Source organism: Methanosarcina sp. UBA5, from assembly GCF_002505485.1.
Lineage (GTDB): Archaea > Halobacteriota > Methanosarcinia > Methanosarcinales > Methanosarcinaceae > Methanosarcina.
Window position 1 is genome coordinate 1 of record NZ_DAVG01000053.1, and the last position, 13,500, is coordinate 13,500.

General features: G+C 42.2%; 12 protein-coding genes and 1 tRNA gene. 11 read left to right on the plus strand and 2 right to left on the minus strand.

The window, feature by feature from the left end; translation table 11 throughout:
- Both BP621_RS05010 and BP621_RS05015 read left to right on the plus strand, forming a co-directional pair.
- Positions 1–1,148: S8 family serine peptidase (locus BP621_RS05010; protein WP_292388288.1), on the plus strand; the 1,148-nt coding region annotated here is incomplete at its 5' end.
- 477 nt (positions 1,149–1,625) lie between these two features.
- Positions 1,626–2,879 (plus strand): PKD domain-containing protein, encoded by a 1,254-nt coding sequence (locus BP621_RS05015; RefSeq protein ID WP_292388289.1) that lies wholly within the window; start codon positions 1,626–1,628, stop codon positions 2,877–2,879.
- Between the two features lie 363 nt (positions 2,880–3,242).
- Here the strand turns inward: BP621_RS05015 and BP621_RS05020 are convergent, their stop codons facing one another.
- On the minus strand, positions 3,243–4,370 hold the full coding sequence (locus BP621_RS05020; RefSeq protein ID WP_292388290.1) for a right-handed parallel beta-helix repeat-containing protein: 1,128 nt from the start codon (positions 4,368–4,370) through the stop codon (positions 3,243–3,245).
- 330 nt (positions 4,371–4,700) lie between these two features.
- Between BP621_RS05020 and BP621_RS05025 the strand changes: the two genes are divergently transcribed.
- The 4 genes from BP621_RS05025 to BP621_RS05040 all read left to right on the plus strand — a co-directional run bounded on the left by BP621_RS05025 (position 4,701) and on the right by BP621_RS05040 (position 9,484).
- Positions 4,701–6,071 (plus strand): Single-stranded DNA binding protein, encoded by a 1,371-nt coding sequence (locus tag BP621_RS05025; RefSeq protein WP_292388292.1) that lies wholly within the window; start codon positions 4,701–4,703, stop codon positions 6,069–6,071.
- The gene (locus BP621_RS05030) at positions 6,064–6,933 is read left to right on the plus strand and encodes an RPA family protein (RefSeq protein WP_292388293.1); all 870 of its coding nucleotides are present in this window, start codon (positions 6,064–6,066) and stop codon (positions 6,931–6,933) included. The genes BP621_RS05025 and BP621_RS05030 overlap by 8 nt, the downstream gene beginning before the upstream one ends.
- Positions 6,934–7,116: 183 nt before the next feature.
- Positions 7,117–8,688, plus strand: a complete 1,572-nt coding sequence (gene serA, locus BP621_RS05035) for a phosphoglycerate dehydrogenase (RefSeq protein WP_292388294.1) — start codon at positions 7,117–7,119, stop codon at positions 8,686–8,688.
- A gap of 292 nt (positions 8,689–8,980) precedes the next feature.
- The gene (locus tag BP621_RS05040; protein ID WP_292388295.1) at positions 8,981–9,484 is read left to right on the plus strand and encodes a DUF2240 family protein; all 504 of its coding nucleotides are present in this window, start codon (positions 8,981–8,983) and stop codon (positions 9,482–9,484) included.
- Between the two features lie 136 nt (positions 9,485–9,620).
- On the opposite strand, the gene BP621_RS05045 is transcribed toward BP621_RS05040, so the two are convergent.
- Complete coding sequence (locus tag BP621_RS05045) at positions 9,621–11,249, minus strand: alpha-keto acid decarboxylase family protein (protein ID WP_292388296.1); 1,629 nt, start codon at positions 11,247–11,249, stop codon at positions 9,621–9,623.
- 693 nt (positions 11,250–11,942) lie between these two features.
- Here BP621_RS05045 and BP621_RS05050 point away from each other — a divergent pair.
- The 5 genes from BP621_RS05050 (at position 11,943) to BP621_RS05070 (ending at position 13,442) form a co-directional block, all read left to right on the plus strand.
- On the plus strand, positions 11,943–12,323 hold the full coding sequence (locus tag BP621_RS05050) for a 50S ribosomal protein L18e (RefSeq protein WP_292388297.1): 381 nt from the start codon (positions 11,943–11,945) through the stop codon (positions 12,321–12,323).
- Positions 12,324–12,333: 10 nt separating this feature from the next.
- Positions 12,334–12,756 (plus strand): 50S ribosomal protein L13, encoded by a 423-nt coding sequence (locus BP621_RS05055; protein WP_095643854.1) that lies wholly within the window; start codon positions 12,334–12,336, stop codon positions 12,754–12,756.
- A 13-nt stretch (positions 12,757–12,769) separates the two neighbouring features.
- Entirely contained in the window at positions 12,770–13,174 is a 405-nt protein-coding gene (locus BP621_RS05060; RefSeq protein WP_292388298.1) for a 30S ribosomal protein S9, read from the plus strand.
- Positions 13,175–13,178: 4 nt separating this feature from the next.
- Positions 13,179–13,367, plus strand: coding sequence for a DNA-directed RNA polymerase subunit N (locus BP621_RS05065; RefSeq protein ID WP_292388300.1), 189 nt, complete (start codon positions 13,179–13,181; stop codon positions 13,365–13,367).
- Positions 13,368–13,442: transfer RNA gene (locus BP621_RS05070), tRNA-Pro, on the plus strand.
- Positions 13,443–13,500 lie beyond the last annotated feature (58 nt).

The following is a 13,500-nucleotide window of genomic DNA, read 5'->3' on the forward strand; positions in this document are numbered from 1 at the left end:
TACAAACCGGAGTTGCACCAGGTACAAACCTGATTGTAGCAAAAGTGTTTGATGCATATGGTTCTGGATATTTATCTGATTGTATTCTTGGCTTTGAGTGGGCAGTTAATAACGGTGCCCGTATTATAAGTTTCAGCGGTGGATCATCAATACATGACCCGGCATTTACAACTACAATAAACAATGTTTTGGCAGCAGGTGTACTTCCTGTTATAGCAGCTGGTGGCTCAGGGCCTGGATCTGGCTCAATCTCATGCCCTGGTGATGAATTCAATTCGTGCACCGTAGGTGCAACAGATTCCTCCGATGTAATAGCAGCCTTTAGCGGCCGTGGTCCTGTTACTCTTGATGGACAAACATACATTAAACCCGATGTCTCTGCGCCCGGAGTAGATATCACTTCAACGGTTCCAGGCGGTGGATATGATACATGGTCCGGAACTTCAATGGCAACACCACATGTTTCCGGTACTGCGGCATTATTTTTGCAAAATAACCCGACTATGAAGCCTGCTGATGTACAGAAGGCATTAGAAAGTACAGCAGTAGATCTTGGATCAGCAGGAAAGGATAATGATTATGGTTCAGGCAGGATCGATGCATTAATGGAAGTCGGCCCAAGACTTTTTGCAAACTTTTCTGCGAAACCTACCGAAGGAAAAGTACCATTAACTGTTGCATTTACTGACACTAGCACAGAAAATCCGACTTCATGGAAATGGAGTTTTGGAGATGGAACAACTTCAACCATGCAGAATCCAACCCATAAGTATTCCAAAGCAGATAATTATACTGTTAAACTTACAGCAACAAATGATAAAGGCAGTAACACAGTAACAAAAGCAGGCTATATAAAAGTAGTAGCAAAACCGGTTGCTTCATTTTCCGCGAAACCTACCTCCGGAAAAGCACCACGAACTGTCGCCTTTACTGACAAGAGTGCAGGAATTCCTACTGCATGGAAATGGAGTTTTGGAGATGGAGCATCTTCAACAGACCAGAATCCAAAACATGAGTATTCGCAGGAAGGAAACTATAAAGTTACACTTACAGTAACCAATGTTGCAGGCAGCAGTACTGTAACGAAGACAAATTTCATAAAAGTGACAACAAATACAAGACCAGGTATATACTCTGAAAACGAATAGAACTTGAATTGAAAAAAGAAAAAAAAGATCAAGACAAAAGGGAAGTGGGGGAATTATTCATTAAATATGATAAAAAATCATTTTTGTCTTTCATGATCAGAGTTGAAAGCCATTTGCCTATATGCAGTTTCTCAGTGAGTAATTTTCAGAATCAAACTTTATAATTCTTTGTAAGCGAATTTGAAATTTTTAAAGTTCTTTTTTATGTTTTTGTGCTAAAATATGGAATTTCTACATAGATTAGCTTTTATCTGCTTTTTCTCTTGGGCGAAATCTTCCAAATTATGTGATTTTTATAAAGCTGAGATTTAAAAGAGAAAGTTTAAAAATTGACATGTATTCCAGAATATTAACGTATTTTTATGAAAAAAATTGAACTAAAGACAATGGAGTAGGATAATGAAAAATAGCAACAAATTATATTCACTAGCCTTAGCATCAGCAGCTCTAGTTTTAGTTTTAATACTTTTTTCGTCTATGGCATCCGCAGCTACTGAGAAAAATGCTTCGCCCAATATCAATATAACTCAAATCACCACAAGTGGAATAGCGACTCACCCCGATATTTACAGCGATAAAATAGTTTGGGAGGAGGACTACAGTAATGGATATGCATCCAACATCCACGTGTACAATCTCTCCAAGCAAGAAGAGGAAACTGAATTTAGTGCCAGTGGATCACCTCCATATCCTGTAATCTACGGTAACACGATAGTGTGGGTAGATTGGCGTAATGGACACAGAGACGGTGACCGATATATTAGCTCCCATGATGTTTACATGTATGATCTCTCCACGGGAAAGGAAACTCTTATCACTATACCACCGTGTAACGCGGGCAGCCATGATATCTATGGTAACAGAATAGTATGGGAACATGGCACAGATACCGTCAATATTTACATGTACGATATCTCTACTCATTACCTCCACAATATAACTCAAATCGGCACTTGGAGGTCATCATTTAATCCTGCTATATACGGTGACAGGGTAGTATATCAGGATGGACGCAATGGGTTCCCCCAAATATATATGTACAACAACTCCACTCAAACTGAAATTTTGATTACTGATGGAAAAAACGATAGTACTATTGAAGGAGTAAATCCTGATATATATGGCGATAAGATTGTGTGGCTGAATCCCAATGGAGATTATGGGGATATTCATATGTATGATCTCTCCACTTCTAAAGGAACTCAGATTACCACTAGTGGATCAGCATCCAATCCTGCGATCTACGGTAATAGGATCGTCTGGGAAGATTATCGCAATGGAAGCCCAGATCTTTATATGTACGATCTCTCTACCTCCCATGAAACTCAGATCACTACCAGCGGATTAGCATACGATCCTTCAATCTATAGTAACAGGATAGTGTGGACATATGGGCGCTATAGGGATTCAGATATCTACATGGGTACTATCTCAGAAGAGGAACCAGAACTACCTGTTGCTGCATTTTCTGCTTCTCCAACCTCTGGAAAGGCGCCATTAAATGTAGGTTTTACTGATAGTAGCACAGGAACTCCCACTGCATGGAAATGGACTTTTGGAGACGGAGCTTCTTCGACAGAAAAAAATCCAAAACATCAGTATTTACAGGAAGGAAACTATAAAGTTACACTTATAGTGAGCAATGCGGCAGGCAGTAGTACTGCAACTAAAACAAACTACATAAAAGTAACAACGAACACAAGACCGGGGATATACTCTGAAAACAAATAAAACCTGAATTGAAGCACGAGAAAAAACTGGGACCAAGGGATAGTGGGAAAAAAGATAAAAGCTAAGGGGTTCATGATCACTTATCTAATCTTGAAAAGATGGACACGTTCTCTTATTTACAGAAATTTGGAACGGCCATTTTTCACACATTTTAGTTAACGACCCGCGAGATCTGCTATCCTTTTCGCGATTTTATCTCCTATACTCTCTCTATTTTTTTCTCGACTTCTTTTCGACTTCCTCTGAAACTATCTCTCAACTTTTTCTTGACTTTTTCTGCTTGTTCTCAACTTTGTCTCAACTTCTTTCATTACTCTCATTTTCTCGTATTTTTCCCGGCTTTATATCTTAATTTCCCTTTCTTCATCTGTTCTGCCTTATAAAATAGGCTGCTCCTATAGCCAGCCCCACAATTCCAGGTCCAGAGCCAGGCGATTCTTTTTCTCCTGAAGCCTCTTCATTGGTAGCATTTTTAGTGGTAGCATTTTCATCTGTAGCATTTTCAGCTGCCGTTTCTGTAGCTTTTTTTGTTTCGTTTACAGTGGCTTTTGAACTGGTTGCGTTCTCCCTGTCGGCAAGGCCCTGCTCATAAGCACTGGTATTCAAGCTGCTTTCAAGGGCTTTAACGGCATTTGGGACTTTGGGGTAGAGCGGGTACTTATCGGTTCCTCCGCCTGTGATGTTATATGAGGTATCACAAATTCCGTTGCTATTTTTGTCCACACCGGTTTCGCTGTAACCTTTGCCTTCAAGGTCGGCCCAGAAGTTTCCTCCGATGTAAGGACCCCGGACGATATTCTGTCTTGTTTTGAGGGGACTTTGCCAGATATTTTCTGAGTTTGTGGCTTTTTCTTCGACATTTTCGGCGTTTTTGAAGTAATTGTTATAGATATAATTCCTGCTGCTTTCTTCAAGGGAGATTCCTGGACCATAATTATAGGCAATTGAATTGTCAAGGATATTATTTGAGTTTGAGCTTTCGAGCCTTATTCCTGTTTCTTCAAGGGTAATGAGATTGTTACTTATGGTATTGTTATCGGAACCTTTGAGAAGAATGCCGTATTCGGCTCCCTGGACTCTGTTGTTGTTAATATAACAGCTTTTAACCCCTGTAAGCAAGATCCCTGCTTTTTTCGAGCCTTCAATGGCAAACCCGCTGAAAGATGCCTGATCCACGCTGATTTCAATAGCGCTTTTCGTGGGATCGGCTGCCCTTATCACCGTATCTTCTGGCTTTCTTGATTCCGACCAGATCTGGACTTGCTTATTTATTTTGAGATTTTCAACATAGGTTCCAGGGCTTACAAAAATCGTGTCTCCTGCTTCTGCCTCATCGATTGCGGCTTGTATAGAGATATAGTCTCCTTCAGTTGCCGAACTTACCCTTAAATTCGAAGCCGAAGAGGCAGAGCAGGTGCAGAGAACTGCCAGAGTAATCGCAAGTGCTGTCAGCTTAAAAGCTCTGAAATTCTGTCTGTTTATTCTTCTCATACTAGTTCTTCCTTTACATTTTGAAGTTTCCGTTTTCTTTAGTCAGGGTTTAACTCTTTAGAAAAAGGAAAGCCTTCCTTTTTTAGGTTTTTATTGGTTTTTAGTAAAAAATTCTCTTAATTCTCTTAATACTTTGTCAAGAAAGGAATTTTATCCCTAAATTAATATACCTTTGGAAATCAAAAATTCTAAACAGCTATCCTTAAATAATAGTTCAATATCCTCTACGATAGAGGAAATTAATCTTCAATTAAAGCCTTAAATACTGTAAAATCTGATATTACATTGAAATTTTATTGTTTTATTATTGTCTCGAATGGAGGCCTAAAAATGTATGAGAAGATTGCGCCCCACCTTGAAGAGTTAACCAGGGCGCTTGGAGACCTTGAAAAGACTGGCATCCGGGCAGAGTTTGATAAACTCATTGCTTTTCGTGTCCCGCCTGATGTTGCAAAAGAGAGTATTCTCCGCAAATTCGGAGGAAAAAGGAAAGTTTTGAAAGTAAAAGATCTGTCTGCTAATCTTAAGAATTTTGAACTTACAGGCAGGATTCTGGATCTCGGGGAAAAATCAATCCGTCCGCAGGCAGGAGCTCCGGAAAAACCTTCTAAACTTTATACCGGTGTTCTTGCGGACGAAACCGGGTCAGTTCTGTTTTCTTCCTGGAAAGAGCTGCCAGGTTCGATTGGGGATGTGGTTAACATCAAAAATGCCTATATCCGCATCTGGCAAAACAGAATCAGGCTTTCTATAGGGGAACAGTCTCCTGTGTCGAAAATTTCGGACTCTTCGCTTCCTCCCTTGTCCGAACTTTCAGCAAGCTATAAAAAAAAGTTAATTGACATAGGAGCTGTGGACTTTTCCGTAGATACTGTAGCCTGTGTACTTCAGCTTTCTCGCAGGGAAGCCATTGTAAAGGGGCGCCAGTCAAGAATGATCTCGGGCGTGCTTGCAGACGAGACCGGCAGACTTCCTTTTACGGCCTGGATTGAGCTGCCTGGTATTGATATCGGAAGTATTATCCGAATCGAGGGAGCTCAGGTGCGAATGTTCAGGGGAATGCCATCGGTAAATATCTTGAGCAGCACAAAAGTTTCTTCGGTCGGGCCCGAAGAGGCCGGAAAACTTGCATTTACTTTTGAATCCGCAGCAAAAGATCCTGTCCCAATCAAAATCGAAGAGCTAGGTTCAAGAGACAGCATGTTTGACGTGTCTGTAGCAGGCAACCTGGTTTCAGTCAGGCCCGGTTCAGGTATAATCTCCCGCTGCCCTGAATGCAGTCGTGTAATCCAAAAAGGAAACTGCAGGGTGCACGGGAAGGTCGAAGGCATATGGGATATGCGGATCAAAGCCATACTGGATGACGGAACAGGTTCCATGTCAGTTATGTTCCCAAGGGAACTTGCGGAAACTATCTATGGAAAAACTCTTGAAGAAGCCGAACAGCTGATGTTTTCGGATGTCTCAAAAGATGCAGTCTATGAAGATTTAAGGCGTTTTCTTACAGGCCGCTATCTTGCAGTACGCGGAAATTCTTCAAAAAGTGAATTTGGGGTTTCTTTTGTAGCTGAAAATGCCTGGGTACCTGAAGATGATCTTGCAGTGAGGGTGGTTGAACTCCTTCGCAGGCTCGGGCCGGATGAAGAGAATGTACCGGATAAAAATTCACAGGTTTCAGGGGGAGGAATCGAGCTTGCTTAAACGAGAGGTTGCAAAAAGAGTTTTTGCAAGAGAATTCGAAGCCTGCAGAGAACTTGAAAAATCCGAACGTTCGGACTCGGAAGCTGCAGATTCAAAAACCCCAAACCTGCTTATTAGTCCTTTGGGGCTTATTCTCAATCGTGTTTTTGTGGTTGGAGTAATCACGGAACTTGACAACATCGGAACACAGAGTGAGATGTGGAAAGCCAGAATAGTTGATCCCACAGGGGCTTTTACGGTATATGCAGGGCAGTACCAGCCTGAGGCTTCGATCTTCTTTTCAACGGTACAAGTTCCTGCTTTCATTGCCCTTACAGGGAAAGCCAGGACATACGAACCCGAACTCGGATCGGTTTTTGTTTCGATTCGGGCTGAAGAGGTAAATGTAGTGGATGAGGAAATTCGCAACAGATGGGTCGTGGATACCGCAGAACAGACCGTTGAGAGACTTGAAGCCTTCTCGGATGCTCTGACCAGCGGATATCGTGGAGAGAAACTTAGGGAATACCTTCTGCAGAAAGGCGTTTCTTCCGAGCTTACGGAAGGAATTGCCATTGCGCTTGAACGGGAGCGCTCTCCTGATGAATTTGCAAGACTCCTTCGGGCTTCCATCAGGGAGGGCCTTAAAACCCTGGATCTGGATTCCGGAAACAGTACCGACGCCAAAGCTGATCAGAAGGAATTCGTGCTTGAATTGCTCAGGGAAATGGGCGGAAGCAAAGGAGTTGATTACTCAGCTTTTATGGGTGCTGCGGCCTCACGGGGCATTTCTGAGCAGGTTGTAGAAGAGGTTATCCGTTTCTTGCTTGCAGGCGGGCAGTGTTACGAACCTAAGATAGGGATAATAAGGCTTGTAGGGTAACTGAAGATGGATTTACAGGGCTTGTAGGGGAATCGTGCAGGGAAGAAAACCTGCGGTAAAGATAAAATTGGAAGGAATTAGCTCTTAATATGTGTGATAACGCTTAAGTGTGATTAGGTTAATTGGTATTCTCTGTTAAAATTTAATATCTCATATTTATCGTATTGATCTGGAGAAATTGACATGAAAGTATTGGTCAGCGATTCACTCTCCAATGAAGGTTTGGAGATTTTAAAAGAACACTTTACGGTTGACGTTTCCACCGGGCTTTCCGAAGACGAGCTGGTGAAAAAAATCAAAGATTACGATGCTCTTGTAATACGCAGCGGTACCCAGGTCACCCAGAAGATTATCGAGGCTGCCGACAACCTGAAAATCATCGGGAGAGCCGGGGTCGGAATTGACAATGTTGATGTGGATGCAGCTACAAAGAAAGGCATTATTGTGGCTAACTCTCCCGAAGGCAATATGATTTCGGCAGCAGAACACACAATTGCCATGATGATGGCAATGTCCAGAAACATCCCACAGGCAAATGCTTCCCTGAAAGCCAGAGAATGGAAACGCAGTAAATTCACGGGCGTTGAGGTCAAAGGCAAGACCCTGGGAATTATAGGTCTCGGAAGAATAGGTTCCGAAGTCGCAAAAAGGGCTTCAGGGCTTGAAATGAACCTTATGGGGTATGATCCTTTTATTTCCGAAAAGCGGGCTACCGAGCTTGGTGTCAAGTTAGCTACAGTTAACGAAATCGCAAAAGCAGCCGACTATATCACAGTGCACACACCTCTTATTAAAGAAACTAAAAATATCCTTGATGAAGAGCAGTTTGCCCTGATGAAACCCGGAGTCAGAATTCTCAACTGTGCCCGTGGTGGCATCATCAATGAAGAAGCCCTGGCAAAAGCTCTTGAAAGTGGAAAAGTGGGCGGCGCAGCGATAGACGTTTTTGTCGAGGAACCTCCATTTAATAGCCCTCTTCTGAATTTTGACAACGTTGTAACAACACCCCATCTTGGTGCCTCCACGCAGGAAGCTCAGGTCAATGTGGCAGTAGACATTGCAAAGGAAGTAACATCTGTCCTTACAGGCGGGCCTGCAAAGAATGCAATCAACATCCCTTCGGTAAAGCCGGAAGCTATGGCAGTCCTTGCTCCTTACATCAGGCTCTCGGAAATTATGGGCAAGATTGCAGGGCAGCTCGTAGACGGAAACTACGAAAAGGTAGAAATTGGATACAATGGAGAGATTTCCGGTAAGGATACAAGACCTCTTACAGTCTCTGCTCTTAAAGGGTTGCTTGAGATGGCTCTCGGCTCTGGAGTAAACTATGTTAATGCACCTACCCTTGCAAAATCAAGACAAATTGCAGTCGTGGAAAGCAAATCCGAATCTTCTGAGGAATACTCTTCAACTATCAGTATTAAGCTTAGCAGCAATGAGCAGACGAAATTGGTTGCAGGCACAGTTGTTGGGGACGAGCCAAAGATTGTTGCAGTTGATAATGATAGAGTAGATATCTTCCCTGCAGGCCATATGATTTTTGCCAAACACATCAACAGGCCCAATGTTATCGGACCATGCTGTCTCGTGCTTGGTAAAAACAATATCAATATCTCAGGTATGCAGGTTGGCAGAGGAGAAATCGGAGGCGTGACCATGATGGTTCTTAACGTAGACTCCGAAGTTTCTGATCCAATCCTTGAGGAAGTCCGCAAAGTCGACGGAATCCTTGATGCTAAACTTGTGACACTCTAAACTTTCCTGTTCAGGAAGACTTTACTCCGGCAGAAGTTTAAGATGGAAAAAACTTAGCCGGAGACTTTAATTTTTTGAGTCTTTGTCTTGAATTTCTTGATTTTAGACTTCTTCATCTCAAACTTCTACATCACACTCTCTATATTCTTAAATTTATATTATATGCCTAATATTGTTTATAATATTATTAAATACACAATATAATTAAATGCGTAATATTACATAATTAATATTATATACTAAATATCAGATTAGACCCTCCTTGCCAGACCAATTTCTAAGGGTGCAGTTAATGGAAGAACTTAAACGCGTAGTCTCCGTTCCTTTTAAAAAAACTCTTGCAGCTTCTCTCTCGGAAAAAGATTTTGAGTATTCTCTGGCTTTTGACCTGAAATGGTTTTCCCCAAAAACTGCCTCAAAAGTAAAGGAAAAAGCCCTTGAAGCAGGCTATCTCATACTTAAAGCAGGGGTTCTTGTACCCGGTTTTGATGTGGATAGTATCCGGATTCCACATGCTTTCAAGCCGTCGGAGAATTTTCTTGAAAACGAGAAAAGTTCAGGAGGGAAAGTTTCGGTAAAAGAAGAAATTTCCTTCGAGCAGATTCTGGAGTTTATCTCCGCAGATACCGGGGTAAACCGTCAAAAACTTGTTTCCGAAATTAATTTCATGCAGGACCGGCTTTCCTACCTTGTGGATATCCGGGTCGTAGCCCTTATTGTAGCAAAAAAGTTCGGGTGCGATATTTCGGTAATTTATGACAGGGTTTCGAGGTCGGTACTCGGCATATCTTATTAATAGATTTCTGCAACTACTTAAACAGAAGAAAAGTCACAGCTTTCTCTGGAAGTTTAATTTTATTCAAACAGATTGGAGAAAAGTTGTCTGAAAAAACAACTTTCCCTAACTCCTTAATAGACTTAAATTGTACCTTTTACAAGTTTTTGTGAATTGTTTCCATAAGCGGAGGAGCCGATAGTTTTGGCGTAACTATTTCTATGTATGCACCCGTTTTAGCATTATTCAGCTCTCTCATGACCTTATCAAGGGCACCGCAGGTAGTAACCTTTCTCGTTATCCAATCATTGCAACCTAGTATCTCTGGTAATTTATAATATTGCCACTCTGCAAGGTCATTGTAGCAGTAATCTAATTTTTCAGACAACATTTTTTCTATCAGATAGCCGTGATTATTCAGCACGAAGATGATAGGCTTTAAACCATAGCGATAAAATTGGCTGATCTCTTGAGTAGTCATCTGGTGTGATCCTTCTCCAGTGATAAGAATTACTCGCTGGTCAGGTGCAGCAAGTGCAGTGCCAAAGGACGCGGGAGTAGCCCAGCCAATTGCTCCCCAGAGCATCTCACTCTCGAACTTAGCTCCTTTTGGTAAAAACAGAGGTAGTAATCCATAAAAGGATGAGCTTGAGTCAGCTATAATTATGTCATCGGGCTTAAAGAACTCCGCGTACTTAGCGTATAAATAGTCAGCCGTTATTGGATCTTCAGCATTTACTTCTGGAATGGCTGGATGTATGGCAACAGGGCCCCTGATATCGGTACGTTTGTTAAGTCTTCTGGCGAGTTCCTCCAGTACGTCAAGCATTTTTACATTGATATAATCAGTATACCCTATATGGACACTGGAAGGCATGATATTGATAATTCGGGACTTATCCAGCTTAGCCGTGAACATGCCCATGTTAACGTCAGACAGGATGGTGCCTATAGCAAGGATACAGTCGCAGGATTCCACAAATTCCCGAATTTCAGGATTCATAAGCTGTCCAATGTATAATCCCATGTAGGAGGGATTAGTCTCGTCAAGAACTGATTTATCCAGAGCCATAGTAGCATAAGGTAAGCCTGAAGCATTAATGACAGCCAGGGCCAGGTCCTTGAGTCCAAATCGGTCAACAAGAAAACCCGGCATAATACAGGCTTGTTTTGCTTTCGAGAGTTTACCTTCAATAATTGAAACTACCTCTTCAAGAGTTGCAGGATCGCTTTTTACAGGTGTTTCTTTTGGTGCCGTGAAGGATGAAATATCTGCATTCACATAGTCGTGAGGTATTGCAATATAAACAGGACGGCGTTTCTCCAGGGCTGTTTCGATAACGCGCTCGACTTCTTGAACACAGTTCTCCGGAGTAAGCATTGTACTCGCACATACTACTGGCGTAGCCATTTCCATAAATATGCTAGATTCTCCGTCTCCCAGCGAATGATGCACTATATCGTGTTTCTTCTGTGCCTGCATTTTCGGCATTCCGACAATATGGAACACCAGATTGTACTCCGCGTAAGAGCCTGCTATACCGCATAGTGTGGAAAGTTCGCCTACGCCAAAAGTAGTAGATAGCGTTGATATGCCTTTAATACGAGCATAACCGTCAGCAGCATAAGCAGCATTCAGTTCATTGCAGCAGCCTATCCAGTGAAGCTCCTTATCATCACATATGGCATTATTGATAGGAAACGCAAAGTCTCCTGGCACGCCGAAAATATCTCTTATTCCCAGTTGCTTTAATCTATCCAGAAGGTATTGAATAACTGTTGGCATAATAGTATCACTCGCTCCTCATTCGTTTATTTTTCATATTTCGTACCAGGCACAGTAATTTAGTGATGCCCATAAGGAAGTCTATATTCATTTGCAGCCTGCTCATAGATCGGATACTCTAATTGTATGCGAGATTTCCCACTTCCCCAACACTGATTATTCCCCAAGTGGTATAATTTGTTTAATATTATAAAAATGGGATTTCTTTCTAATAAATCCCATCTATATCGGTTAACTCGGAAAGCAAATTTTCTAATTGAGCTGATCTCAAAACTCAAAATTACTTATCTGAATCCTGTATTCTGAATAATCAATAAGGTTTCAGATCACGAAAAATAACTCATGAAATACAAATTTAAAAATTTCATAACTTGAAAATAAAATTGGTTTTGGGATGAGCTCATTAATAAGTAAAACGAATATTGAGGTTATGAGTACACAGAAACAAAAAAATAGTAGAGACGAATAAAGATTATTATCTGGAATTCTTGCAAATGGAACTGGTGATGCACATAATCTTTATGTACTAGAAATGTTATTCACATCATACCAATTCCAACTAATCGCTTGTTCTTTAAATTTGCTGCTTTTGGATTCAGGTTCCAAAGGAGCAGCTCTAGCGATGTTCGAACGCGATAGGGAATTTTTTTCCGCGTGAGTGAGATTTATACTAATCTTGCGGAGGAACATACATTGGGTAAAAAATCACTGGTAAAACTGACAAGAAAAACAAATCCAAGAATCGTTTCTCTGATTCTTACCCTGAAAGAGAGGGCAAATACAAACACTGCCCCCATCTGGAAGGATATCGCGAGACGTCTTGAGATGCCGTCCAGAAACTATGCGGCTGTGAATATAAGTAAGATCAACAGGCACACGGCAGAGGACGATGTTCTGCTTATTCCAGGAAAAGTTCTGGGCGCGGGTCTCCTTGACCACTCTGTAACTGTTGCGGCTTTAACCTTCAGTGGCTCCGCAGTTGAGAAGATCACTGAAGCCGGTGGAAAGTGCCTGAGTCTCGAAGAGATAATGGAAGCAAATCCGAAAGGGTCCTGTATCAGGATTTTCCGCTGAGGTGTTAAATATGACGGTTATCGATGCAAATGGGCTTATTCTAGGACGTCTTGCAAGTACAGTTGCAAAACAGTTGCTTTCAGGAGACGAAGAGATATATATTGTAAACGCTGAAAAAGCCGTAATTTCTGGCTCAAGGGCGACCACCCTCAAAGAATACCGGGAAACCCGGGAGAGAGGTGCTACGGAATTTGGGCCTTACTTCCCGAAGCGTCCGGAACGCATCCTTAAGAGGACTATCCGTGGCATGCTGCCCTATAAGAGAGCAAGAGGCAGGGACGCAATGTCCAGGCTCAAAGTCTATGTAGGCGTTCCCTCTGAACTCAAGGGCGCTGAAACAATCACAATTGCAGATGCCGATATGAGGCTTCTGAGCTCCAGTAAATATATTGAGCTTGGTGAAGTGAGCCAGAAAATGGGTTCAAAATTCTAAAGGGTGAGTCCTCATGGTCAAAGTAGTTAATTCATCTGGAAAGCACAAGACTGCAACTGCACGTGCAACAGTCACAAAAGGAACCGGGAAGGTCAGGATCAACAAAGTTCCGCTCGAGCTATATACTCCAGAGCTTGTAATGATGAAGATCTCAGAACCTCTGCTGATCGCAGGAAATGAAGTGGTCTCCGGACTTGACATTAATGTAGATGTTCGGGGCGGCGGAATTATCGGGCAGGCTAATGCGGTAAGGACCGCAGTTGCCAGAGGTATTGTGGAATGGACAAATGACACAATCATCAGAGATAACTTCGCAAGCTACGACCGTAATTTACTTGTAAGCGATTCCAGGCAGAAAGAATCAAAGAACTTCGGTGGGCCTGGAGCAAGGGCTAAATACCAGAAATCTTACAGGTAAGACTATGATCCCAGTCCGATGTTTCTCATGTGGAAAAGTAATCTCAAACTATTGGGATGAGTACAAAAGACGTGTCAATGATGGCGAAGATGCTGCCGTAGTGCTGGATGATCTTGGGATCACCCGCTACTGCTGTCGCAGAATGATTCTAAGCCATGTTGAACTCGTTGATGTGCTTTCGCCGTACCAGTAAGGGACCGTAGGGTAGCTTGGTCCATCCTTCGGCGTTCGGGACGCCGGAACCTGAGTTCGAATCTCAGCGGTCCCATTTCCCGATTTCCAGGGTGCTGGTTTTAAGGCATGGTACTATAAATATCAAACTTATC

Coding starts and splice junctions, on each gene's coding strand:
- BP621_RS05055 (WP_095643854.1), top strand. CDS start 12,334: ATGACGGTTATCGATGCAAATGGGCTTATTCTAGGACGTCTTGCAAGT.
- BP621_RS05015 (WP_292388289.1), top strand. CDS start 1,626: ATGGCATCCGCAGCTACTGAGAAAAATGCTTCGCCCAATATCAATATA.
- BP621_RS05065 (WP_292388300.1), top strand. CDS start 13,179: ATGATCCCAGTCCGATGTTTCTCATGTGGAAAAGTAATCTCAAACTAT.
- BP621_RS05025 (WP_292388292.1), top strand. CDS start 4,701: ATGTATGAGAAGATTGCGCCCCACCTTGAAGAGTTAACCAGGGCGCTT.
- BP621_RS05020 (WP_292388290.1), bottom strand. CDS start 4,370: ATGAGAAGAATAAACAGACAGAATTTCAGAGCTTTTAAGCTGACAGCA.
- serA (WP_292388294.1), top strand. CDS start 7,117: ATGAAAGTATTGGTCAGCGATTCACTCTCCAATGAAGGTTTGGAGATT.
- BP621_RS05040 (WP_292388295.1), top strand. CDS start 8,981: ATGGAAGAACTTAAACGCGTAGTCTCCGTTCCTTTTAAAAAAACTCTT.
- BP621_RS05060 (WP_292388298.1), top strand. CDS start 12,770: ATGGTCAAAGTAGTTAATTCATCTGGAAAGCACAAGACTGCAACTGCA.
- BP621_RS05045 (WP_292388296.1), bottom strand. CDS start 11,249: ATGCCAACAGTTATTCAATACCTTCTGGATAGATTAAAGCAACTGGGA.